22 protein-coding genes are annotated in these 21,916 nt (G+C 67.8%); 10 read left to right on the top strand and 12 right to left on the bottom strand.

Annotated elements, in window-relative coordinates; genetic code table 11:
* Window positions 1–14 precede the first annotated feature (14 nt).
* Window positions 15–761, top strand: a complete 747-nt coding sequence (gene tpiA, locus ACLBWH_RS02535; RefSeq protein ID WP_322847832.1) for a triose-phosphate isomerase — start codon at window positions 15–17, stop codon at window positions 759–761.
* Window positions 762–869: 108 nt separating this feature from the next.
* Window positions 870–1,610: an energy transducer TonB gene (locus tag ACLBWH_RS02530; RefSeq protein ID WP_447796529.1), complete on the top strand. Its 741-nt coding sequence runs from the start codon at window positions 870–872 to the stop codon at window positions 1,608–1,610.
* On the opposite strand, the gene ACLBWH_RS02525 is transcribed toward ACLBWH_RS02530, so the two are convergent.
* The 6 genes from ACLBWH_RS02525 to rimO all read right to left on the bottom strand — a co-directional run bounded on the left by ACLBWH_RS02525 (window position 1,607) and on the right by rimO (window position 8,020).
* Window positions 1,607–2,074 carry a DUF1203 domain-containing protein gene (locus tag ACLBWH_RS02525; RefSeq protein WP_447796527.1) on the bottom strand — a complete coding sequence of 156 codons (468 nt, stop codon included), beginning with the start codon at window positions 2,072–2,074 and terminating at the stop codon, window positions 1,607–1,609. The genes ACLBWH_RS02530 and ACLBWH_RS02525 overlap by 4 nt on opposite strands.
* A gap of 82 nt (window positions 2,075–2,156) precedes the next feature.
* Window positions 2,157–2,666, bottom strand: a complete 510-nt coding sequence (locus tag ACLBWH_RS02520) for a DUF2867 domain-containing protein (RefSeq protein ID WP_447796525.1) — start codon at window positions 2,664–2,666, stop codon at window positions 2,157–2,159.
* Window positions 2,663–4,027, bottom strand: coding sequence for a leucyl aminopeptidase family protein (locus ACLBWH_RS02515; protein ID WP_447796523.1), 1,365 nt, complete (start codon window positions 4,025–4,027; stop codon window positions 2,663–2,665). Before ACLBWH_RS02515 ends, ACLBWH_RS02520 begins: the two co-directional genes overlap by 4 nt.
* Before the next feature lies 1 nt (window position 4,028).
* Window positions 4,029–5,417 (bottom strand): serine hydrolase domain-containing protein, encoded by a 1,389-nt coding sequence (locus tag ACLBWH_RS02510; RefSeq protein ID WP_447796522.1) that lies wholly within the window; start codon window positions 5,415–5,417, stop codon window positions 4,029–4,031.
* A 45-nt stretch (window positions 5,418–5,462) separates the two neighbouring features.
* Window positions 5,463–6,671, bottom strand: coding sequence for an AAA family ATPase (locus tag ACLBWH_RS02505; RefSeq protein WP_447796520.1), 1,209 nt, complete (start codon window positions 6,669–6,671; stop codon window positions 5,463–5,465).
* Window positions 6,672–6,694: 23 nt separating this feature from the next.
* Entirely contained in the window at window positions 6,695–8,020 is a 1,326-nt protein-coding gene (rimO, locus tag ACLBWH_RS02500) for a 30S ribosomal protein S12 methylthiotransferase RimO (RefSeq protein ID WP_447796519.1), read from the bottom strand.
* A gap of 120 nt (window positions 8,021–8,140) precedes the next feature.
* On the opposite strand from rimO, the gene ACLBWH_RS02495 reads away from it, so the two are divergent.
* Complete coding sequence (locus tag ACLBWH_RS02495; RefSeq protein WP_322848059.1) at window positions 8,141–9,226, top strand: anhydro-N-acetylmuramic acid kinase; 1,086 nt, start codon at window positions 8,141–8,143, stop codon at window positions 9,224–9,226.
* Between the two features lie 140 nt (window positions 9,227–9,366).
* On the opposite strand, the gene ACLBWH_RS02490 is transcribed toward ACLBWH_RS02495, so the two are convergent.
* From ACLBWH_RS02490 to ACLBWH_RS02475, 4 genes are all read right to left on the bottom strand, one after another.
* Window positions 9,367–10,545, bottom strand: a complete 1,179-nt coding sequence (locus tag ACLBWH_RS02490; RefSeq protein ID WP_447796517.1) for a vWA domain-containing protein — start codon at window positions 10,543–10,545, stop codon at window positions 9,367–9,369.
* A gap of 31 nt (window positions 10,546–10,576) precedes the next feature.
* A complete protein-coding gene (locus ACLBWH_RS02485) occupies window positions 10,577–11,140 on the bottom strand; it encodes a CHAP domain-containing protein (protein WP_447796515.1) in 564 nt (187 codons plus the stop codon).
* 135 nt (window positions 11,141–11,275) lie between these two features.
* Window positions 11,276–12,121 (bottom strand): AAA family ATPase, encoded by an 846-nt coding sequence (locus ACLBWH_RS02480; RefSeq protein ID WP_322847840.1) that lies wholly within the window; start codon window positions 12,119–12,121, stop codon window positions 11,276–11,278.
* 78 nt (window positions 12,122–12,199) lie between these two features.
* A complete protein-coding gene (locus ACLBWH_RS02475) occupies window positions 12,200–12,859 on the bottom strand; it encodes a DUF6975 family protein (protein ID WP_447796513.1) in 660 nt (219 codons plus the stop codon).
* A 224-nt stretch (window positions 12,860–13,083) separates the two neighbouring features.
* On the opposite strand from ACLBWH_RS02475, the gene ACLBWH_RS02470 reads away from it, so the two are divergent.
* From ACLBWH_RS02470 to ACLBWH_RS02450, 5 genes are all read left to right on the top strand, one after another.
* Window positions 13,084–15,300: a S9 family peptidase gene (locus ACLBWH_RS02470; protein ID WP_447796702.1), complete on the top strand. Its 2,217-nt coding sequence runs from the start codon at window positions 13,084–13,086 to the stop codon at window positions 15,298–15,300.
* Window positions 15,301–15,470: 170 nt separating this feature from the next.
* Window positions 15,471–16,187 carry an MgtC/SapB family protein gene (locus ACLBWH_RS02465; protein ID WP_322847843.1) on the top strand — a complete coding sequence of 239 codons (717 nt, stop codon included), beginning with the start codon at window positions 15,471–15,473 and terminating at the stop codon, window positions 16,185–16,187.
* Window positions 16,188–16,250: 63 nt separating this feature from the next.
* The gene (locus ACLBWH_RS02460; protein ID WP_322847844.1) at window positions 16,251–17,279 is read left to right on the top strand and encodes an aspartate-semialdehyde dehydrogenase; all 1,029 of its coding nucleotides are present in this window, start codon (window positions 16,251–16,253) and stop codon (window positions 17,277–17,279) included.
* A gap of 32 nt (window positions 17,280–17,311) precedes the next feature.
* Window positions 17,312–17,563, top strand: a complete 252-nt coding sequence (locus tag ACLBWH_RS02455; protein WP_447796511.1) for a FitA-like ribbon-helix-helix domain-containing protein — start codon at window positions 17,312–17,314, stop codon at window positions 17,561–17,563.
* A complete protein-coding gene (locus ACLBWH_RS02450; RefSeq protein WP_322847846.1) occupies window positions 17,560–17,979 on the top strand; it encodes a type II toxin-antitoxin system VapC family toxin in 420 nt (139 codons plus the stop codon). The genes ACLBWH_RS02455 and ACLBWH_RS02450 overlap by 4 nt, the downstream gene beginning before the upstream one ends.
* Here the strand turns inward: ACLBWH_RS02450 and ACLBWH_RS02445 are convergent.
* On the bottom strand, window positions 17,976–18,599 hold the full coding sequence (locus tag ACLBWH_RS02445; protein ID WP_447796509.1) for a YitT family protein: 624 nt from the start codon (window positions 18,597–18,599) through the stop codon (window positions 17,976–17,978). The genes ACLBWH_RS02450 and ACLBWH_RS02445 overlap by 4 nt on opposite strands.
* Before the next feature lie 104 nt (window positions 18,600–18,703).
* Window positions 18,704–18,982, bottom strand: a complete 279-nt coding sequence (locus ACLBWH_RS02440; RefSeq protein WP_447796507.1) for a hypothetical protein — start codon at window positions 18,980–18,982, stop codon at window positions 18,704–18,706.
* Window positions 18,983–19,173: 191 nt separating this feature from the next.
* On the opposite strand from ACLBWH_RS02440, the gene ACLBWH_RS02435 reads away from it, so the two are divergent.
* Window positions 19,174–19,935: an alpha/beta fold hydrolase gene (locus ACLBWH_RS02435; protein WP_447796506.1), complete on the top strand. Its 762-nt coding sequence runs from the start codon at window positions 19,174–19,176 to the stop codon at window positions 19,933–19,935.
* Between the two features lie 73 nt (window positions 19,936–20,008).
* Window positions 20,009–21,832, top strand: a complete 1,824-nt coding sequence (locus ACLBWH_RS02430) for a M2 family metallopeptidase (RefSeq protein WP_447796505.1) — start codon at window positions 20,009–20,011, stop codon at window positions 21,830–21,832.
* The last annotated feature ends 84 nt before the right edge of the window (window positions 21,833–21,916 follow it).

The raw sequence follows: 21,916 nt of genomic DNA, 5'->3' as shown, positions 1-21,916 counted from the left end.
AAACAGGAGGTCGGATGACGCGGCGCAAGCTGGTGGCGGGCAATTGGAAGATGAACGGATCGCGTGCCGCGCTCGCCGAACTCGACGGCATCGCCGCGGCCGCGGCCAGGGCGCCGGGCGTCGACGTGATGGTCGCGGTGCCGTTCACGCTGATCGCACCCGCGGCGGACCGGGCACCGGGCCTGCTGATCGGCGCGGAGGACGTGCACGAGGCGGACAGCGGCGCGCATACCGGCTGCGTCTCGGCGGCGATGGTCGCGGAGGCGGGGGCGCGCTTCACCATCGTCGGCCATAGCGAGCGACGGATGGACCAGGGCGAGACGAGCCACGACGCCTGGGCGAAGGCGGCGGCGGCGCGGCGGCAGGGGCTGCACGTCATCTCCTGCTGCGGCGAGACCGAGGCGGAGCGCGACGCCGACCGCGCCGAGCGCGTCGTCCAGGCGCAGATCGAGAAATCGGTGCCCGACAATGCCGACGGCAGCTGGTTCACGCTCGCCTACGAACCGCGCTGGGCGATCGGCACCGGCCGCACGCCGACGCTGGAGCAGATCTGCGCGATCCACGCGATCGCCCGCGCCAAGCTGCGCACGCTGATCGGCGATGCCGCGGACGGCGTGCGCATCCTGTACGGCGGATCGGTGACCGGCGAGAATGCCGCGACGATCCTCGCCTGCGACAATGTCGACGGCGCGCTGGTCGGCGGCGCGAGCCTGACCGCCGCGAAGTTCGTGCCGATCATCGAGGCGGCGGCGGGGGTGTAGGGCAGCCCGTTCGTCATCCCGGCGAAAACCGGGACCACGATTGGGGAGAGCGATTGCACACCGCCGGTCAGCGTTGCGAAAGGCGAAGTGCGTCATCATCTTACCATCGTGATCGCGCCTGCACCCTTACGCGAACGGCTCGGCGCCGCCGCCCTGACCGCCGTCATCGTCGTGGCGCTCGGCTATGTCCTGTGGCTCGGACTCGCCTTTCGGGCCGGCGTCGCGCCGATGCAGAGTGCGCTCGCGACGTTCACGGTCGCCCCCGAACCGCCGCCCCCCGAGCGCGTCCTACCGCCGCCGAAGCGGATCAACCGGGCGAGCGGCAGGGCCTCGCCGCCGAATCTCCGCTCCAAGGCGACCGAGGTCGTCGCGCCGGTGCCAATCGTCCAGATCGCCCCGCCGCCGCCGATCGTCGTCGCGCCGCGTCCCAACATCGGCGCGCAGGCGACGTCCGGCGCCTCCGACCGGGCGGGGCCGGGCACCGGTGCGGGCGGGATCGGCGACGGCAATGGCGCGGGCGGCGACGGCGATGGCGACGGCAGCGGCTGGGAACGGGTGCCGCGGCTGGTCAGCGGCCGGATCAAGGGATCCGACATCCCCGAAGCGATCCTCGACACCGGCTTTCGCGGCGTCGTCGGCGTCCGCTACCGCGTCGAGACCAACGGCCGCGTCACCGGCTGCACGATCGCCCGGTCGAGCGGCAATGCGCTGATGGACCAGGTGACCTGCGCCGCGATCGAGAAGCGCTTCCGCTACGATCCCTGGCGCGACGCCGCGGGGCGGCCGGTACGCTCGACCGTGCTCCGCGACCAGCAATGGGACATCGATCCGCCTGCTATCGATCGCTAGGCGCGGGTGATGCGGGCGGCGAAACAGCCCGGCTTGGCATAATGCGCATGAAGATAGGCGATTGCCGGGTCGGCGAGCAGTCGCTCGATGACGGGCACGAGTCGCTCGCCGTCGGCGAGATCGGCCGCGGTCATGTCTCCGGCGGCGGTGAAGGCGCGCAACGAGATCGGGCGGATGCGCAGCGCATCGGGGATCATGTCGATCCGGTCGAGCGCCTGCGTCGCCGTTTCGCCGATGAAGATGGCGTGACGCGATCGATAGGGGGTGCCGGCGGGCTGATGCTCGTAGTTGAGCAGGATCGCGGTTTCGCCGATCGCCAGATCGCGCACTTCGATCCGGTCCGGAAAGCCGGGATGCGCATCGACGACACAGCGTCTTGCGCCCTGCGCCGCCAATGCCGCGTCGGTGCGCCCGATGAGGTGCCGGAACGGTGCGGGATCGAGGCCCTGGATACGAAAAGACATGGCTTGGCTCCTATGGTGGAGCCACGCTTTGCGCCGGTCGCCGCCCGCCCGGCATCCCGTAGCTTGCGCTCAAACGCCTCCGTCAGCGCGCGGCGAAGCCGGCGGCCTCCGCGCGCGCGAGGCTGGAGCGGACGACGAGATGGTGGAACGGCGTGATCGCGGCGAGATAGGCGCGGCCGAGCCGGTTGCGGCAGCGGACCACCGTCGTCGCGAAGACGGTGGCGGTGCCGTCCGCGCGGCGGTCGACCAGCAGCGAGAGGCGGAAATCGAGGTGGCGATCGTCTTCGCCGAGGATGATCTCGTCCGCCGATCTTGCGCGGATCGGGAAGAAGGCGACGCGCGCGTCGGCGGGGACCGACTGGCGGATATCGTCCGTCGTCTGCAGCCCGGCGCTGCGCGCGAAGCCGTCGCGGATCGTCAGCAGCGTGCGGAACCACCACGACGGCCGGTCGAGGATCGCCAGCGCGATGCGGTGGATATCCCCGTCGTGACCCGGCGGCAGCGGCGCGGCGTAGCAATCGGGCAGGTCGGCGCCGTCATACCAGCCGGCGATGCCGCTGCCGCCGGGCGGATCGCGGCGGGTGACGCTCATCGCGCGCCGTAGCGCTGCTTCAACACCGCATAGCAGGCGCGCAGCGCATAAGCGTCGCCACCCTTCGGCCGGCCCGGCTTCGCCGCGGGACGCCAGGCGAAGACGTCCATATGCGCCCACGCCACGTCCTTCGGAACGAAACGGCGCAGGAACAGCGCGGCGGTGATCGCGCCGGCGAAGCCGCCGTCGGGGGCGTTGACCATGTCGGCGATGTCGGACTTCAGCATCTCGTCATAGGCGTCCCACAACGGCAGCCGCCAGAGCGGGTCGTCGAGCGCGTCGCCCGCGGCGAGCAGATCGGCGGCAAGCGATGCGTCGTCGGTGAACAACGGCGGCAGATCGGGGCCGAGCGCGACGCGCGCCGCGCCGGTGAGCGTGGCGAAGTCGAGGATCAGCTCGGGCTTGGCTTCGCCGGCGCGGGTCAGCGCGTCGGCGAGGATCAGCCGGCCCTCGGCGTCGGTGTTGGTGTTCTCCACTGTCGGCCCGAGCCGGCTGCGCAGCACGTCGCCGGGGCGGAAGGCATTGCCCGCGATGGCGTTCTCGACCGCCGGGATCAGCAGGTGGAGCCGCACCGGCAGCCGCGCCGCCATGACCAGGCTGGCGAGTGCCAGCGCATGCGCCGCGCCGCCCATATCCTTCTTCATCAGCCGCATGCCCGCCGACGGCTTGATGTCGAGCCCGCCGGTATCGAACACCACGCCCTTGCCGACTAGGGCGATGCGGGGATGCGCGGGGTCGCCCCATTCGATTTCTATGAGCCGCGGCGCGCGTTCCTTGACCGCCGCCTGACCGACCGCGTGGATCATCGGATAGCCGGTGGCGAGCGCATCGCCGCGCGTGACGGTGACGCTCGCCTGATGATCGCGCGCCAGCCGTTCGGCGGCGGCTTCCAGCTCGGCGGGGCCGAGGTCGCCCGCGCCGGTGTTGACGAGGTCGCGCACCCAGCCGGTCGCCGCGGCGAGGCGCAAGGTTTCCTCGATGCCTGCGGCGTCCTGCGTAAGAAGGATGCGTGCGCCGGTGTCGTCCGCCTTGCGATAGCGATCGAACCGATATTGGCCGAGCAGCCAGCCGAGCGCGGCGGGGCCGATCGCGCCGGCGACGCGATAGGTGCCGGCGGGAAGCGCCTCGGCGAGCCTGGCGAGCGTCCACACGTCGGGCGTGGCGGCGACGACGACCGCCTGCACCTCCTCGTCGGCGTAGATGGCGTGGCTGCCGGGCTTGCCGGTGAAGCGCTGCGCGGCGAGCGCCGTGCGGACGCGCGGCGGCTGGGCGGCGAGCCACGCGTCATAGGCGTCGGGCGCGATCAGGGCGATGGTGCGGGCGGGCTGGCCGCGGTCGGGCTGGAGCAGAATATCGGGCATGTCAGTTCGCCGGGCTGACGAGGAATTGCTCGTAGCGCTCGGCGCCGTCGGGCTCGGCGAAGGTGCCGATCGACAGCTTCCGGCCGGGATAGGTCACGGTGTAGCGCCGCTGGACGAAGCCGCCGCGCAATTGCGTCTGCCCCGCTTTCTCGAAGCTGGTTGGCTCGCCCAGCGCGGACAGGCTGGTGCGATAGTCCGCGATCACCTGCGGCGTGAAATAATAAGCGGCGTCCGCGGTGAGCAGCGTGCGGTCGAGCGTGCCGCCGCGCAGCGCGTCGAACATCGCGCGCGCCGCCTTGGTCTTCGCCGCCTCGGTCGCGTCGGCATCGGCGGGGAGGACGACCTTGGCGATGCCCTGCGCGATGCTGACGAAGGCATTGCCGAAATCGGCGTTGGTCAGCACGACGATCGCCGCTTTCTGCTCGGGATAGACGATATTCTCCGACAGGAAGCCGACCGCCTCACCGCTATGCTCGACGAAGGGCTGCCCGGCGCGCTTGCCGAGGCTGACGCCGAGGCCGTAATTGGTCGTGCTGCCGTCGGTGAGCAGCACCGCTTTCTCTTGCGCCGCCCAATCGTCGGCAGGGAGCAGGCTGCGGTTCAGCCGCGCCACGTCCCATTTGGCGAGATCGCCGGCGCTCATCGACAATTCGCCCGCGGCGAACAGCCAGCCGTCGGCGGGCGGCGGCGCGGCACGGACCGGGCCGAGCGCGTTGCGGTGATAGCCGGTCGGGAAGCGTCCGCCGATCGCCTTGTCCTGATCGATCGCGGTGATGCCGAGCGGTTTGAAGATCCGTCGTTCGAGCAAAGTCATCAGCGGCTCGCCCGCCGCCTTTTCGGCGATCAGCCCGGCGACGACATAGCCGGTGTTGGAATATTGCCATTGCGTGCCCGGCGCGAAGTCGAGCGGCTTCTTCGCCCAGCGGTCGACGATCGCCTGCGGCGTGGTCGGCGTCTCCATCGCCTGGAAACTGTAATCCTGCGGCCAGTAATCCTGCAGGCCCGCGGTATGGCTGAGCAACTGGCGGATCGTGATCCGGTCGCCGCCGCTGATCCCCGGCAGCCATTTGGCGACGGTGTCGTCCATCGACAGCTTGCCGTCGTCCTCGAGCAGCAGCAGCGCCGCGGCGGTGAATTGCTTGGAGATCGAGGCGATCTGATAGGGCGCATCGGTGCGCGCCGCGGCGGTGTCCGACTGCTTGCCATAGGCCTTCGTCAACACGATCCGCCCGCCGCGGACGATCGCGACCTGCGCCGAGGGCGTGCCGGTCGCGGCGAGGCCATCGGCGACGACCTTGTCGATTGCACCCTGTTCGGCCGGGGTGAGCGTCTGGGCGGCGAGGGGGGTGGCGGTAAGTGCCACCGCGGCGGCGAAGGTTCGGAACAGCATCGTGCCTAGCTGCCATATCGTCCGGCGGTCACGATAGCGAAATCGTCAGCGTTTCGGCCATTCCCATTTCGGCGCGATCTGCCCGGCGGCGCGCGTTTCGCCCATGTCCTTCTCCAGCGCGATCTCTTGGACCGCGTCGCCGTCGCGAAGCGCCTCGACCAGCGACGTGCTGTGCGAGACGACGATGATCTGGCAGGTGCGGGCGCTGGCGATCAGCAGCCGAGCGAGCGCGGGGAGCAGCGCGGGGTGCAGATTGGCCTCCGGCTCGTTGAGCACCATCAGCTCGGGCGGCTGGGGCGACAGCAATGCGGCGACGAGCAGGATATAGCGCAACGTGCCGTCCGACAGTTCGGCGGCACCGAGCGGGCGGAGCATGCCCGGCTGTGCCATCGCCAGCGTCGAATGGCCGCTACCCGAGTCGATCATGGTGATCGCCGAGCCGGGGAAGGCATCGTCGATCGCAGCGCCGAGCGCGTCGGCGTCGCCGAACGTCTGGATCGTGCGGATCGCGGCGAGCAAGTCCGCACCGTCGGCCGCCATCACCGGCGTATAGGTCACCACTTGCGGCCGCCGCGCCGGTGCGTCGTGATCGGTGCGCAGCGCGTCGTAGAAGCGCCAATCGCGCATCCGTTCGCGCATCATCAGCAGTTCGAGGCCGCCGGCGGGATCGGCGGCGTGCGAGACCATCGAGTCGAAGCGGCCGACCTCGAGCGGGCTGCGGCGCCATTCGCCGGTATCGGTCGTGCGCAGGTTGACGATGCGACCGCGACGCTTGGCGAAGACTGCGCTGCGGCGGAGGAGCTCGCCGGTCCACATCGCCTCGACCTTGATCTCGGGATCGTCGACGAAGCCGTAGCCGCTCGGCGGCGGGCCGAGGTCGATCGCATAACCAAAATCGGGACCGGCGAAGCCGAGCCTGAGGCTGACCGGCCCCTTGCGCACGGTGCCCTGAACCGGAACGCGGCCGGCGCGCATGTCGCAGCTGATGGTTTCCGGCCCGGCCCAGAGCACCGAGGGCAGCCCGCCGTCCCGCGCCAGCGAAGCGATCAAGCGGCCCTGCGCGACCTCGGCGAGCAGGCGCAGCGACCGGTAGAGGCTCGACTTTCCCGAGCCGTTGGCACCGGTGACGACATTGAGCGACCCTAGTTCGAGCGTCAGCTCGCGGATCGAGCGATAGCCGCTCACCGCCAGCCGGGTCATCATCGCCAACCGCTCGCGTACCATCCGCGCATTCTGCGCGGGACGCGGCGGCACGTCCAGCGTCGGGCGCTAAGTGTCTATACCGGCACGCCGTACAGGTCGTGCTCGTCGGCATCCTCGATCGCTACCGGGACGATGTCGCCGACCGTGAGATGCGCGGCGTCGCGGAGGAAGACCTGGCCGTCGATCTCCGGCGCGTCGGCCTGGCTGCGGCCGGTGGCGCCTTCCTCGCCCACTTCGTCGATGATGACGGGGAGGGTGCGGCCGATCTTCGCGGCGAGCTTGGCGGCGCTGATCGCGGCGGTCTTCGCCATGATCCGCTGGTAGCGCTCTTCCTTTACCTCCTCCGGCACGTGATCGGGCAGGAGGTTGGCAGCGGCGCCCTCGACCGGCTCGAAGCGGAACGCGCCGACCCGGTCGAGCTGCGCCTCGTCGAGCCAGTCGAGCAGATAGTCGAAATCCGCCTCGGTCTCGCCGGGGAAGCCGACGACGAAGGTCGAGCGGATTGCGATGTCCGGGCAGATCTCGCGCCACTGGTGGATGCGGCTCAGGACCTTGGCGTCATTGCCGGGGCGCTTCATCCGCTTGAGCACCGACGGCGCGGCATGCTGGAAGGGAATGTCGAGATAGGGAAGCACCAGCCCCTCGGCCATCAGCGGGATGACCTGGTCGACATGGGGGTAGGGATAGACGTAGTGGAGGCGGACCCAGGGGGCGATCTTGCCGAGCTCGCGGGCGAGGTCGGTCATGTGCGGCACGACCTCCTGCCCCTTCCACAGCCGCGGCTCCCGGCGGATGTCGATGCCGTAGGCGCTGGTGTCCTGGCTGATGACGAGCAGTTCGCGCGTGCCGGCGGCGACGAGCTTCTCCGCCTCGCGTAGGATCGCGTCGGGGCGGCGGCTGACGAGATCGCCGCGCAGGCTGGGGATGATGCAGAAGGAGCAGCGGTGGTTGCAGCCCTCCGAGATCTTCAGATAGCTGTAATGGCGCGGCGTCAGCTTCAGGCCCGCGTCGGGGATCAGATCGATGTACGGCGAGAGGTGGGCGGGCGCTGCCTCGTGCACCGCCTCGACGACCTGTTCGTACTGATGCGCGCCGGTGACCGCGAGCACCTGCGGGAAGCGGGCGCGGATCACCTCGGCCTCTTTGCCCATGCAGCCCGTCACGATGACGCGGCCGTTCTCGGCGATCGCCTCGCCGATCGCCTCGAGGCTTTCCTCCTTCGCCGAATCAAGAAAGCCGCAGGTGTTGACCAGCACGACGTCGGCGCCGGCGTAATCGGCGGACATCTGATAGCCGTCGGCGCGCAGCTGCGTGAGGATGCGTTCGCTGTCGACCAGATTCTTGGGACAGCCGAGCGACACCATGCCGACGCGCGGCGGAGAAGGGAGACGAGTTGCCATGAGAGAGGCGCACATAGGCGTTTCGGCGCGCTTTTGCCAGACGGTGCCGCGTCCGCCGCGGTTGATCGCTCGACAGCGGCCGGGGCAGGCGGCACAGCGCCTGCCGAGGAGTGACGTGTGATGCTGGCAATAGGGTTGATGTCCGGAACGTCGCTCGACGGGATCGATGCGGCGCTGATCGAGACCGATGGCGAGGGCGAGGTGCGCGCCGTCGCGTTTCGCGGCGAGGCCTATTCCGATGCGGCGCGGGCGCAGCTCGCCGCGGCGACGACGCTGGCGCTGACCTTCGACCGGCCGCGCGCGAGCCCCGATCTGGTCGCGGCGGGCGAGCTGATCGACCGGACGCATGCCTTCGCCGTCCACAAATTGCTGCGCGAGGCGGGCGTCGAGGCGGGGGCGGTCGACGTGATCGGCTATCACGGCCAGACGGTGGCGCATCGTCCCGATCGCGGCTGGACGTGGCAGATCGGCGACGGCGCGGTGCTGGCGCGGGCGACGGGTATCGCGGTGGTCGGCGACTTCCGCAGCGCGGACGTCGCCGCGGGCGGGCAGGGCGCGCCGTTGCTGCCGGTCTATCATGCCGCGCTGACCGCGGGGCTGGAGCGGCCGGTCGCGGTGCTCAACCTGGGCGGGGTGGGCAACATCACCTTCGTCGGTGCGGACGGGGCGCTGGTCGCCTTCGACACCGGCCCGGCGAACGGGCTGATCGATAGTTGGGTCGAGGCGGAGACGGGTGCGCGGTTCGACGAGGGCGGCGCGCTGGCGGCGGCGGGGCGGGTCGACGAGGCGGTGCTGACCGGGATGCTCGATCATCCCTTCTTCGAACTGGCGCCGCCCAAGAGCCTCGACCGCAACGATTTCACCATCCAGCCGGCGCGGGGGCTGGCGGCGGCGGACGGGGCGGCGACGCTGACCGCCTTCACCGCGGCGAGCGTCAACGAGGCGATCGACCGGCTGCCGGCGCGGCCGCGGCGGCTGATCGTCGCGGGCGGCGGCCGACACAATCCGACGTTGCTGCGGATGATCGGCGAGCGGACCGGGCTGGTGCCCGAGCCGAGCGATGCGCTGGGCTGGAACGGCGATGCGATGGAGGCGGAGGGGTTCGCCTATATGGCGGTGCGAACGCTACGCGGGCTGCCGATCAGCTTCCCGGGGACGACGGGGGTGGCGGCGCCGCTGGCGGGCGGCGTGGTGAGCCGGCCTTAGCGCCTGCCGTGCCGGCCAACATGGACAAGTTGGACACCTTAACGGAAACGATCGACTTCCATCGTTTCCATTTCTGTAGCGATGAGACAGAGCGGACGATGAGTCTATAACCCGTGTCGGGGATGTAGGACAGCCTGCGGCTAGCGTTTGCGGGTGAGTTCCCGCATCGCCTCGTCCAGTCCCGCCAGCGTCAGCGGGTACATGCGCTCGCTCATCAGCTCGCGGATCATGCGGATCGACGGGCTGTAGCCCCATTGCGGCGCGGGCAGCGGATTGAGCCATACCGCCGCGGGATAGGTGTTGGTCAGCCGCTGCATCCACGTCGCGCCGGCCTCCTCGTTGTTATGCTCGACCGAGCCGCCGGGATGGCTGATCTCATAGGGGCTCATCGAGGCGTCGCCGACGAACACGAGCTTGTAATCGTGGCCGAATTTGTGGAGCACGTCCCACATCGGCGTGCGTTCGGCGAAGCGGCGGCGGTTGTCCTTCCACACGCCTTCATACGGGCAATTGTGGAAGTAGAAGAATTCGAGGTTCTTGAACTCGGCGGTGGCGGCGCTGAACAGCTCCTCGCACAGCGTCACCCATGGGTCCATCGAGCCGCCGACGTCGAGGAACAGCAAAAGCTTGACCGCATTGCGCCGCTCGGGGCGCATCCGCACGTCGAGCCAGCCCTGGCGCGCGGTGCCGTCGATCGTGCCGTCGATGTCGAGTTCGTCCGCCGCGCCCTCGCGCGCGAAGCGGCGCAGGCGTCTGAGCGCGACCTTGATGTTGCGGGTGCCGAGTTCGCGGGTCGAATCGAGGTTGCGGAATTCGCGCTGGTCCCAGACCTTAATCGCACGCTGGTGGCGGCTTTCCCCGCCGATGCGGACGCCTTCGGGATTGTAGCCGCCGTTGCCGAACGGGCTGGTGCCGCCGGTGCCGATCCATTTGCTGCCACCCTGGTGGCGCCCCTCCTGTTCGGCGAGACGCTGTTTGAGCGTCGCCATGATCTCGTCCCACGATCCCAGCGACTCGATGCGGGCCATCTCTTCGGGGGTGAGGTATTTCTCGGCGATCGCCTTCAGCCAGTCCTCGGGAAGCTCGGTCGCGTCGGTGCCGTAGCTGGTCGCTATGCCGCGGAAGACCTTGGCGAAGACCTGATCGAACCGGTCGAGCAGCCCTTCGTCCTTCACATAGGTGGCGCGGGCGAGGTAGTAAAAGTCCTCGGGGGTGCGGTCGATGACCTCGGCGTCGAGCGCTTCGAGCAGGACGAGATGCTCCTTGAGGCTGGCCGGGATACCGGCGGCGCGCAGCTCGTCGAGGAAGGCGAGAAACATGGCGGCATCTTAGGCGTGCCGCCGCGCGTGTCTACCGGCCGGCGCCGGGGACATAGGCGTCGATCAAAGCGCCGACGTAATCGGGGTTGCGGCTGGTGAGCTGCGGGGAGGGGTGGCCGCCGTAGATGAACCCCTTGACCGGATAGATGCCGCCGCCGAGCCCCTCGGCGTCGCGATACCAGACCTTGACCTCGCTCCAATCGTTGCCCGGCGAGACGTCGTAGAGCGTGACATCCTGTTCGGCGTGGCCGCGCTTGCCGTTCTGGCGCGACCAATTGGCGTGGGTGAGCATCAGCACGCGACGCTCGACGACGCGGCTGACCACCGCGACATGACCGAGCGGCAGGCGACCGGTCTTGGCGAAGACGATCACCGACCCCTGACGCGGACGATGGCCGCGGTCGTAGCGGCCCTCGGCCTGGTTCCACCACGTCCAGGCATCGCCGTAGATCTCGATCCCCGACGCGGCGCGCGCAAACGGCACGCACTGGCCGACATAGTCGAGCAGCCCGGCCGACGCGCCGAGCGGCGCGACGGGTATTGCCGCCTGGGCGGCAGCGACCAGCAGGCCGCAGATGGGAAAAAAGCCCCGCATCGGGGCGAGTTAAGCCAAAGCGGATGACTGGCAGATTGGCAGTAATGGTTAACGGGCAATAAAAGCGGCAAAATGTTGCCGGTCGTTGCGCGGGTGGAATGACGCCCCTTCCGACCGTTTGCAGAACGCGCCGGATCAGCGCTGGCGTTTGGCCATGAACGCGAGGCGTTCGAACAGCATGATGTCCTGTTCGTTCTTGAGCAATGCGCCGTGGAGCGGCGGGATCGCCTTGGTGGGGTCGCGGTTCTGGAGCACGTCGAGCGGCATGTCCTCGTGGAGCAGCAGCTTCAGCCAGTCGAGCAACTCGCTGGTGCTCGGCTTCTTCTTGAGGCCGGGGACGTCGCGGACCTCGTAGAAGATGTCCATCGCCTTGCCGACCAGGATCTTCTGGATGCCGGGGAAGTGGACGTCGACGATCGCCTGCATCGTCTCGCGATCGGGAAATTTGATATAGTGGAAGAAGCAGCGGCGCAGGAAGGCGTCGGGCAGCTCCTTTTCGTTGTTGCTGGTGATGACGACGATCGGCCGTTCCACCGCGCGCACCGTCTCCTTCGTCTCGTAGACGTGGAATTCCATGCGATCGAGTTCCTGCAACAGGTCGTTGGGGAATTCGATATCGGCCTTGTCGATCTCGTCGATCAGCAGCACCGGCGGGGTCGGCCGGGTGAACGCCTCCCACAATTTGCCGCGGCGGATGTAATTGGCGATGTCGTGGACGCGCGCATCGCCCAACTGGCCGTCGCGCAGCCGGGCGACCGCGTCATATTCGTACAGGCCCTGCTGCGCCTTGGTGGTCGACTTGACGTTCCACTCGATCAGCTCGGCGCCGGTCGCCTTGGCGATCTCATAGGCGAGGACGGTCTTGCCGGTGCCGGGTTCGCCCTTGACCAGCAGCGGGCGGCGCAGCGTCACCGCGGCGTTGACCGCGACCTTGAGGTCGTCGGTCGCGACATAGCTTTGTGTGCCTTCGAAGCGCTTCATGGCCGTTCCCGACGTTGGATCATCGGCACGGTGGTTGGCGCATCGCGTCGCCCGGCGCAAGCGATGCGCGGTCGCGGCTCAGCCGTTGCGGGCGCTGGCGCGGGCTTCGAGCAGGTCCCACAAGGCGCGATGCTGCGCGAGCAATTGCTGCGCGCCGAAGCGGACCGCGCGTTCGGTGGCGGGCGTCGCGCCGAGCATCGTGACGCTCGACGCGGTCTCGGCGAGCGACGGGAAACCGGCGGGGACCGGCTCGACGCCGAAGCGCTGCGCGGCATGATCGAGCAGCAGGCGGATCGTCGTCCAATCCTGCACCAGCGCGGCGACCGCACCGGTCGCGCAGCCGCGGCGTTCCGAACGGGCGAGCGTTTCGAGCGCGTGGCGGCTGGCGATCAGCGCCGCCTCCGTCTCGGCCTGGCCCGGCGTCGAGGGGGTGGGGCCGGCGGCGGCAGCGAGGCGGGCGATATAGCTGCGCTCCCCGACGAAGGCGTCGGCGACCGCGGTCAGCCAGTCGCAGGCGTCGGGCTGGACGCAGAAGGTGCGCGCCTCGACCGCGAGGCCGGGCGGGTCACCGTGCACGGCGCAGAGCGCGTGGACCGCATCGGACAGGTCGCGCGACGCGGCGGCGGGCGAGATGAGCAGCGAGAGATGCGGATGCGCGACGCTGCCATCGGCCTCGCCGAGCTTGGTCACCACGTCCCAAGCGCTCGCTTGCCCACCCTTCTGTGCCGTGTCCAACATGCTGTCCCGCTAATCGATATCGTCCCGCCAAGCCGGTCCGACATGGTCCTTGTCTACCCACTAACTATACCGAAGCGAGTAAAGACACGGTTTATGCGTCGGTAACCCTGTCTCAATCCATCTTTACGCGGGCGGGGCGTGCCGTAAGAACGCCAACTCGTTGTTATTGGAGAAGGTGGATGCGGGGATGGATCGTGGCCTTGGCGCTCGCGTCGGTGGGGAGCATGGCGATGACCGCTGAAGCGGGGGCGCAGACCGGCGCGACTCGGCCGGCGGCGACCGCCGAGACCGGCAAACTGACGCTGGCGCGCGTGTTCGGCAGCCCCGATCTGTCGGGGTCGCAGCCGCGCGGAGTGCGCCTGTCGCCCGACGGGACGCTGCTCACCTTCCTGCGGCCGCGCGCCGACGAGAAGGAGCGCACCGATCTCTGGGCGCGCGACACGCGCACCGGCGCCGAGCGGATGCTGGTCGACAGCAAGACGGTCGGCAGCGGCGCCGAGCTGAGCGAGGCGGAGAAGATGCAGCGCGAACGTGCGCGCATCGGCGGGTCGAAGGGTATCGTCGCCTATGACTTCGCGCCCGACGGCAAGGCGATCCTCGTGCCGCTCGACGGCGACCTGTATCTGGCGACGCTCGACGGGCAGGTGCGGCGGCTGACGCAGACGCCGGGCGGCGAGCTCAATCCGATCGTGTCGCCGAAGGGCGGCTATGTCAGCTTCGTGCGCGACCAGAACCTGTTCGCGCAGCCGCTCGCCGGTGGCGACGCGCGCGCGGTCACGCAGGGCGGCGGCGGCACGATCCATTTCGGCGAGGCGGAGTTCGTCGCACAGGAGGAAATGCACCGCACCACCGGCTATTGGTGGTCGCCCGACGAGCGGTTCATCGCGGTCGAGAAGTTCGACGAGGCACCCGTCCACGTCTTCACCCGCGCGTCGATCGGCGCGGCGGGGACCAAGACCTACGAGCAGCGCTATCCGGCGGCGGGGACGCCCAACGTGCTCGTCGAACTGTATGTGATGCGGCCGGACGGGTCGGGGCAGGTCAAGGTCGATCTGGGCACCAACCCCGACATCTATCTGGCGCGGGTCGACTGGACGCCCGACGGCAAGACGCTGCTGGTGCAGCGGCAGAGCCGCGACCAGAAGACGCTCGACATGCTGCGCGTCGATCCCGCGACGGGCAAGGCGAGCGTGCTGTTCACCGAAAAGGCGGGGGCGAAGAGCTGGCTCAACCTGTCGGACGATTATCAGCCGATGAAGGACGGCAGCCTGATCTGGCGCTCCGAGCGCGACGGCTACGGTCATCTGTATCGCTGGACGCCGGGCGGCAAGTGGACGCAGCTTACCAAGGGACCTTGGGTGGTCACCGGCCTCGTCGGCGTCGACGAGCAGAAGGGCCGGCTGTATTTCACCGGGCTGAAGGACGACGTGCTCGAACAGCATCTCTATGCGGTCGACATCGCCAAGCCCAATGTCATCGAGCGGCTGACCGAGCGCGGCTGGACCAACAGCGCGACGATGGACAAAGCGGCGAGCCGCTTCATCGTGTCGCGATCGAATTCGGCGCAACCGACGCAGGTCTATATGGCCGATACCAGCGGCAAGCGGATCGCGTGGATCAACGAGAATGCCTTGGTCGCGGGCCATCCCTATTTCCCGTTCCTCGCGCAGCATCAGCCGACCAAGTTCGGGACGATCAAGGCCGCGGACGGCACGACGCTCTATTGGGAGATGATCACGCCGCCGCTCGTCGCGGGTAAGACATATCCCGTGTTCTTTGAACATTACGGCGGTCCGGGGACGGGCCAGCAGGTGACGCGCGGCTGGCAGGGGGCGCTGCCGCAATATCTGGTCAGCCAGGGCTGGGTCTATTTCAAGATCGACAATCGCGGCTCGTACAATCGCGGCAAGGCGTTCGAGGACCAGATCTATCACGCGATGGGGACGGTGGAGGTCGAGGATCAGCTCGCCGGGGCCAATTATCTGAAATCGCTGCCGTTCGTCGACGGCAGCAGGATCGCGACCTATGGCTGGTCGTATGGCGGCTATATGTCGCTGAAGATGCTGGAGAAGACGCCGGGGGTCTATGCCGCGGCGGTGTCGGGCGCGCCGGTGACCGACTGGCAGCTCTACGACACGCATTATACCGAACGCTATCTCGGCGATCCCGCCAAGGATCCGCAGAGCTATGCCGGATCCGCGGCGGTCGAGGAGGCGTCGAAGATCCGCGACCCGCTGCTGCTGATCCACGGCATGGCGGACGACAACGTCTTCCTCGACAATTCGACCAAGGTGGCGGCGCGCATGCAGGCGACCGCGACGCCGTTCGAGATGATGTTCTACCCCGGCTATACGCATCGTGTCGCGGGACCGGGGGTCAGCCAGCATCTGTGGGGGACGATCCTCGAATTCCTCGACCGGAACGTGAAGGACAAGAAGTAGGGCATCCCATTCCTCCCTCGCGAAGGGTGGTGGAGGGGCGTTTCCGCAGACGACGTACTACGCCGTATCCTCCCCCTCCGTCAGTGCTTCGCACTGCCAGCCCTGGCGGGGAGGAATGTTACCGTAACCGCTGACATGATTTCGTCGCGGACCCTCGCTACACGCCGCCGATGCGTTTCCTGACCCTCTTCCACCTCTGGCCGTTCCTCGACACGCTGGTCAGCTACGTGACCGCCTTCATCCTCGGCACGGTGATTGGCGCGGAGCGGCAATATCGGCAGCGTACCGCGGGGCTGCGCACCAATGCGCTCGTCGCGATCGGCGCGGCGGCGTTCGTCGATCTCGGCCAGCGGCTCGGCGGCGACGTCGAGTCGATCCGGATCATCGCTTATGTCGTGTCGGGGATCGGTTTCCTCGGCGCGGGCGTGATCATGAAGGAGGGGATGAACGTCCGCGGGCTCAACACCGCGGCAACGCTCTGGTGTTCGGCGGCGGTCGGTGCGATCGCGGGGTCGGACATGGTCGCCGAGGCGGTGCTGCTCACCGTCGTCGTGCTCGCCGCCAACACGTTGCTGCGGCCGCTGGTCGATGCGATCAACCGCATCCCGCTGGTCGGCCATTCGGTCGAGGCGACCTATAGCGTGACGATCACCGTCGATCCGGCGCAGGCGGGGCCGATGGGCGACATGCTCGTCGCGCATCTCGAAAGCGCGCAGCTGCCCGTCGCCGAGCTGGAAACCGAGCCGCGTGGCGACGATCGCGTCGAGGTGACGGCGACGCTGGTCAGCACCAACGTACCCGATGCGGAACTCGACACGCTGGTCGATCACCTCGCCCGCGTTCACGGGATCGGCCATGCGACGTGGCAGCTCAGCACGCACGATTAGCAAAGCCGATGGACGCGGACACGCAAGCGTATTAGGCGGCGCTGCAACGCAGCGGAGGGTTTCATGGGTTATCGGGTGGTGGTCGCGGGCGCGACGGGCAATGTCGGGCGCGAGATGGTCAACATCCTCGCCGAGCGCGAATTCCCCCTCGACGAAATCGCCGTGCTGGCATCGAGCCGCAGCCAGGGCGAACAGATCGAATATGGCGACACCGGCAAGATGCTCAAGGTGCTCAATATCGAGCATTTCGATCCGACCGGCTGGGACATGGCGCTGTTCGCGATCGGCAGCGAGGCGACAAAGGTCTATGCGCCCAAGTTCGCCGCCGCCGGCTGTACGGTGATCGACAATTCGTCGCTCTACCGCATGGACCCCGACGTGCCGCTGATCGTGCCCGAGGTGAATGCCGCGGCGATCGACGGCTACAAGGCCAAGAACATCATCGCGAACCCGAATTGCTCGACCGCGCAGATGGTGGTGGCGCTGAAGCCGCTGCACGATGCCGCCAAGATCACGCGCGTCGTCGTCTCCACCTATCAATCGGTGTCGGGCGCGGGCAAGATCGGCATGGACGAACTGTTCGAGCAGAGCCGCAACATCTTCGTCGGCGATCCCGCCGAGGCGAAGAAATTCACCAAGCAGATCGCCTTCAACGTCATCCCGCATATCGACAGCTTCCTCGACGACGGTTCGACCAAGGAGGAGTGGAAGATGGTGGTCGAGACCAAGAAGATCCTCGACCCCAAGATCAAGGTCACCGCGACCTGCGTGCGGGTGCCGGTGTTCGTCGGCCATTCGGAATCGATCAACATCGAATTCGAAAACGAGATTTCGGCAGAGGACGCCAAGCGCATCCTGCGCGAGGCACCGGGGATCATGCTGATCGATAAGCATGAGGACGGCGGCTATATCACCCCGATCGAGGCGGCGGGCGACGATGCTACCTATATCAGCCGCGTCCGCGAGGACCCGACGATCGAGAACGGCCTCAACCTGTGGTGCGTCAGCGACAATCTGCGCAAGGGCGCGGCGCTCAACGCGGTGCAGATCGCGGAACTGCTCGGCCGGCGGCATCTCAAGAAGGACGGTTGAGGGGCTAACGGAGCGATGATAGCATCGCTCCCATGGCACAGGTGCTGATCCCTGATCTCGATGACTCCCTGCTTCGCGACTATCAGCGGGCGGCCGATGGCAACGGCCGCTCGCTCGAGGCTGAGTTGCGATCGGCGTTGCAGCGGCTGAGGCCCGATACTGGCGAGCGGCATCGCGACGTGCGGGCGAGGCTCGCCGCGATTCGCGCGATGACCCCGGACGTGCCGCAGACGCCTGCCGAGCGGCTCGTCCGCGAGGATCGCGAGGGCTTTCGCGAGGCTTGACCTGGATCGTCGATACCAGCGTCGCCGTCAAATGGGCGGTCGCCGAGGAGGGCTCGGAACTGGCCGCTCCATTTCTCGGCGGCGATGTGGTTGCACCGGATCTGTTGCGAAGCGAACTTGCCAACGCGCTCTGGAAAAAGGTGCGGCGCAACGAGATCGGTGCGTTGCAGGCAGTCGCCGGATTTGCGGCGATCGAGGCTGCGCTGACGTTCCTGCCGACCGATCGGCTAGCCGCCCGCGCCCTCGACATCGCTTTGACGATCGCCCACCCGGTGTACGACTGCGTCTATCTCGCACTCGCGGAATCCACCGGCATCAGGATCCTGACGGCCGATCGGAAGCTGATCGTCAATTGTCAGGGCACGCCCTTCGGCGACTGGCTGGTATCGTTGGAGGCTGCCAGCCGCGCAGGCTAATGCCCGATATAGCGCCCCGGCCGATGCCAGGCGATCAGGATCAGGCTCATCGCCGCGGCGCTGAGCGCCGACCAGGCGAGTTGCGTGGCGGTGAGGACCGGCGCGGAGATGGCGAGGATCACCACGTCGATCGCGATCTGCGAACGGCCGGCGTTCCAGCCGCGGGTGCGCTGCAGCCATAAGGTCAGCACGCCGGTGCCGCCGACGCCGGCCTGATGACGTGCCAGCGCCAATATCCCCATCCCGATCACCGTGCCGCCGACCAATGCCGCGAAGGCGGGATGGATGTCGACCACGCGGATCGATGCGCGGGCGAGCGCCGAAAACGATGCGATGCCGATGTTGACGAGCAGCGACTTCACCGCGAAGCGCGCGCCCATCACCTTGTGCGCGAAGGCGAAGAAGGGGATGTTGATCAGCGTGAACAGCACGCCGGCGGGCAGCGGGACCTTATAGGAGATCAACAGCGCGATGCCGGCGACGCCGCCGGTGACCAGCCCTGCGGCCTTCAGGAAGATCAGCCCGACGACGATCAGGATGCACCCGATCATCAGGGCATAAGCGTCTTCGGCGACGCTGTGCGGTCGACCGTGGGAGAAGGCAATGTCGCGGGACTGCATCGGACCTCATGCGTGATGGGTCAGGCGCCTCTCCCGGGCGATGCCGCTCTCGGGGGCGGCATCGCGGGCTATACAGACTTGGGATGCGAACGGAAGGCCCGCGCCTAGCCGAGCCGGCGGTGCTTGCCGCCATAGCGATGGCCGACATATTCGCCGATCCGCGCCATCTCGCGTGCCGCACCCTGCGTCGCCTCGACGCAGCAGGGCAGGGGATCGCGCTCCGCCTGTGCCGCGCGGACCGCGACGCGATCGGTCAGCTCCTCGATGTCGGCGCGGCTGAGCAGGTTCTTCTCGCGCAGCAGGCACAACAGGCTCTGGAGGATCACCAGGCTCTCGTCGCCGGCCGGATGCACGCCACGGGATTGCTGACCATTGTCCATCATCGCTCTCCATCTTATGCTTTGAAAGGAGAGTATGCCTCTTTTGCCGGCTTGGAAAGGCCGATTTCGACGGTTCTGCCCGATCGTCACGGCGCCGGTGGCGACGGCGGGCGAGGGATCGAGGCTGGACTTATCGTTGCGCCCGACCCACGGACGGCGCCTCAACCGTATCGCAGCAGCAGGACCGACGACTCGTGGCCGACTCGCCCACCGAACCGCAATTTTTCGACAGCTTCGACGGCACCCGCATCGCCTGGCGCGAGCTGGGGACGGGACGGCCCGCGGTGCTGATCCACGGCTATTTCTCCACCGCCGAGGTCAATTGGCTGAAATACGGCCATGCCGCCAAGCTCGCCGCGCGTGGCTTCCGCGTCATCATGCCCGATCTGCGCGGCCATGGCCTCAGCGACCGGCCGCATGGCGTTGCCGCCTATCCGCCCGATGCGCTGATGCGCGACGGCATGGCGCTGATCGCGCATCTCGGCCTCACCGATTACGATCTCGGCGGTTATTCGCTGGGCGGACGGACGACGATGCGCATGCTGGTCAACGGCGCGACACCGCGGCGGGCGGTGCTCGCCGGCATGGGGCTGACCGGCATCCTCACGACTGCGGGCCGCGGCGACTATTTCCGCAAGGTGCTGACCCACCTCGGCAGCTTCGAGCGTGGCAGCAACGAGTGGATGACCGAGGCCTTCCTCAAGACGACCAAGGGCGATCCCGTCGCGCTGCTCAACGTGCTCGAGACGTTCGTCGATACGCCGCTCGACGCGGTCGAGGCGATCACCGTGCCGGTCGCGGTGGTCACCGGGGCGGAGGATGACGACAACGGCTCCGGCGCGGCGCTCGCCGATGCGATCCCGCATGCGGTGTACCGCGAGATTCCCGGCGGCCATATGAGCGCGGTCGCCAAGCCCGAACTGGGGCAGGCGATCGCCGACTATCTCGCCGGCTGAGCCATGGCTTGACCCGCGGGCGGTGACGCGGCCATCCTGACGACAATCATACGATCGTCAGGGGTTTCCATCCATGCGTCTCGTCTCCACCGCCGCGCTCGCCGCGGCCCTGTTCGTCATGCCCGCCGCCGCGCAGACCGGTACCAACACCGGCACCCGGCCTACTGCGGCGGAAGCCGACGCTTATGTCGCCGCGGTCGAGAAGGAGGCTGCCGACCTTTCAGTGCCGGCGCAACAGACCGCCTGGGTCAACGCCACCTATATCACCGACGATACCGATGCGCTCGCCGCGAAATCGGGCGCCGAACTGACCGAGAAGGCGGTGCAATGGGCGAAGGGCGCGGCGCGGTTCAACGGCGTGTCCGGCGTGTCGTTCGATACGCGCCGCAAGCTCGACCTGCTCAAGAACGGCGTCGGCCTGCCCGCGCCGACCACGCCCGGCGCCGCCACGGAACTGGCGACGCTGACCACGCGGATGTCGTCGAGCTACGGCAAGGGCAAGGGCACGCTCGACGGCAAGCCGATCAACGGCTCCGATATCGAGGCGGCGATGGGTATTTCGCGAGACCCCGCCAAGCTCAAGGAGATGTGGGTCAGCTGGAACGACAATGTCGGCGCGCCGATGCGCAAGGATTATACGCGGATGACCGCGATCTCCAACGCCGGCGCCAAGGAGCTGGGATTCGCCGATGTCGGCGCGATGTGGCGCTCGGGCTATGATATGACGCCCGCGCAGTTCGAGATGCTGACCGACCAGATCTGGAAGGAGGTCGAGCCGCTCTATCTGTCGCTGCACACCTATGTACGCTGGAAGCTCAACGAGAAATACGGCGACGCGGTGCAGGCCAGGACGGGGCCGATCCGCAGCGACCTGCTCGGCAATATGTGGGCGCAGGAATGGGGCAACATCTACGACATCGTCGCGCCGAAGGGCGCGGGCGACGTCGGCTACGACACCGGCGAGCTGCTCAAGGCGAAGGGCTATGACCCGACGCGGATGGTGAAGCAGGGCGAGGCCTTCTATTCGTCGCTCGGTTTCGCGGCGTTGCCCAAGACCTTCTGGGAGCGTTCGCAGATCGTCAAGCCGGCCGATCGCGAGGTGATCTGCCACGCCTCCGCCTGGGACGTCGATAACCTCGACGATATCCGCATCAAGATGTGCACCAAGGTGAACGGCGACGATTTCGTCACCATCCACCACGAACTCGGCCACAATTACTATCAGCGCGCGTACAAGACGCAGCCGTATCTCTACAAGGGCGGCGCCAACGACGGCTTCCACGAGGCGATCGGCGATACCGTCGCGCTGTCGATCACGCCCGATTATCTCGTGAAGATCGGTCTGCTCGCGCCGGCTCAGGTGCCGAGCGCGGACAAGGACATCGGCCTGTTGCTGCGCCAGGCGATGGACAAGGTCGCGTTCCTGCCGTTCGGGCTGCTCGTCGACAAATGGCGCTGGGACGTCTTCTCGGGCAAGATCGGCAGCGGCGATTACCAGAAGGGCTGGGACGCGCTGCGCCTGCGCTATCAGGGGATCACGCCGCCGGTGGCGCGCGACGAGAGCAAGTTCGACGCCGGCGCCAAATATCACATCCCGGCGACGGTGCCCTATACGCGCTACTTCCTCGCGCGGGTGCTGCAATTCCAGTTCTACAAGGCGGCGTGCGATCAAGCCGGCTGGAAGGGGCCGCTGCATCGCTGTTCCTTCTATGGCAACACGGCGGTGGGGACGAAGCTCAACGCGATGCTGGCGATGGGTCAGTCGAAGCCGTGGCCGGATGCGCTGCAGGTGATGACGGAGTCGCGGCAGATGTCGGGCAAGGCGCTGGTAGAATATTTCGCGCCGTTGAAGACGTGGCTGGACCAACAGAACAAGGGCAAGCCGACGGGGTGGTGAGGGGAGGGTAACTCCCCCGCAAAGGCAGGGCTATCGCATATGGACGCTTGTGCGAGCCCTCGTATTCCAAACCCGTTCCGTCAC

The organism is Sphingomonas sp. M6A6_1c (assembly GCF_053345135.1).
The sequence above is the reverse complement of the archived record's forward strand: the minus strand, read 5'-3'. Positions and strand labels throughout refer to the sequence as shown.

Coding starts and splice junctions, on each gene's coding strand:
- tpiA (WP_322847832.1), top strand. CDS start 15: ATGACGCGGCGCAAGCTGGTGGCGGGCAATTGGAAGATGAACGGATCG.
- ACLBWH_RS02525 (WP_447796527.1), bottom strand. CDS start 2,074: ATGTCTTTTCGTATCCAGGGCCTCGATCCCGCACCGTTCCGGCACCTC.
- ACLBWH_RS02520 (WP_447796525.1), bottom strand. CDS start 2,666: ATGAGCGTCACCCGCCGCGATCCGCCCGGCGGCAGCGGCATCGCCGGC.
- ACLBWH_RS02515 (WP_447796523.1), bottom strand. CDS start 4,027: ATGCCCGATATTCTGCTCCAGCCCGACCGCGGCCAGCCCGCCCGCACC.
- ACLBWH_RS02510 (WP_447796522.1), bottom strand. CDS start 5,417: ATGCTGTTCCGAACCTTCGCCGCCGCGGTGGCACTTACCGCCACCCCC.
- rimO (WP_447796519.1), bottom strand. CDS start 8,020: ATGGCAACTCGTCTCCCTTCTCCGCCGCGCGTCGGCATGGTGTCGCTC.
- ACLBWH_RS02495 (WP_322848059.1), top strand. CDS start 8,141: ATGCTGGCAATAGGGTTGATGTCCGGAACGTCGCTCGACGGGATCGAT.
- ACLBWH_RS02490 (WP_447796517.1), bottom strand. CDS start 10,545: ATGTTTCTCGCCTTCCTCGACGAGCTGCGCGCCGCCGGTATCCCGGCC.
- ACLBWH_RS02485 (WP_447796515.1), bottom strand. CDS start 11,140: ATGCGGGGCTTTTTTCCCATCTGCGGCCTGCTGGTCGCTGCCGCCCAG.
- ACLBWH_RS02480 (WP_322847840.1), bottom strand. CDS start 12,121: ATGAAGCGCTTCGAAGGCACACAAAGCTATGTCGCGACCGACGACCTC.
- ACLBWH_RS02475 (WP_447796513.1), bottom strand. CDS start 12,859: ATGTTGGACACGGCACAGAAGGGTGGGCAAGCGAGCGCTTGGGACGTG.
- ACLBWH_RS02470 (WP_447796702.1), top strand. CDS start 13,084: ATGGCGATGACCGCTGAAGCGGGGGCGCAGACCGGCGCGACTCGGCCG.
- ACLBWH_RS02465 (WP_322847843.1), top strand. CDS start 15,471: ATGCGTTTCCTGACCCTCTTCCACCTCTGGCCGTTCCTCGACACGCTG.
- ACLBWH_RS02460 (WP_322847844.1), top strand. CDS start 16,251: ATGGGTTATCGGGTGGTGGTCGCGGGCGCGACGGGCAATGTCGGGCGC.
- ACLBWH_RS02455 (WP_447796511.1), top strand. CDS start 17,312: ATGGCACAGGTGCTGATCCCTGATCTCGATGACTCCCTGCTTCGCGAC.
- ACLBWH_RS02445 (WP_447796509.1), bottom strand. CDS start 18,599: ATGCAGTCCCGCGACATTGCCTTCTCCCACGGTCGACCGCACAGCGTC.
- ACLBWH_RS02440 (WP_447796507.1), bottom strand. CDS start 18,982: ATGATGGACAATGGTCAGCAATCCCGTGGCGTGCATCCGGCCGGCGAC.
- ACLBWH_RS02430 (WP_447796505.1), top strand. CDS start 20,009: ATGCGTCTCGTCTCCACCGCCGCGCTCGCCGCGGCCCTGTTCGTCATG.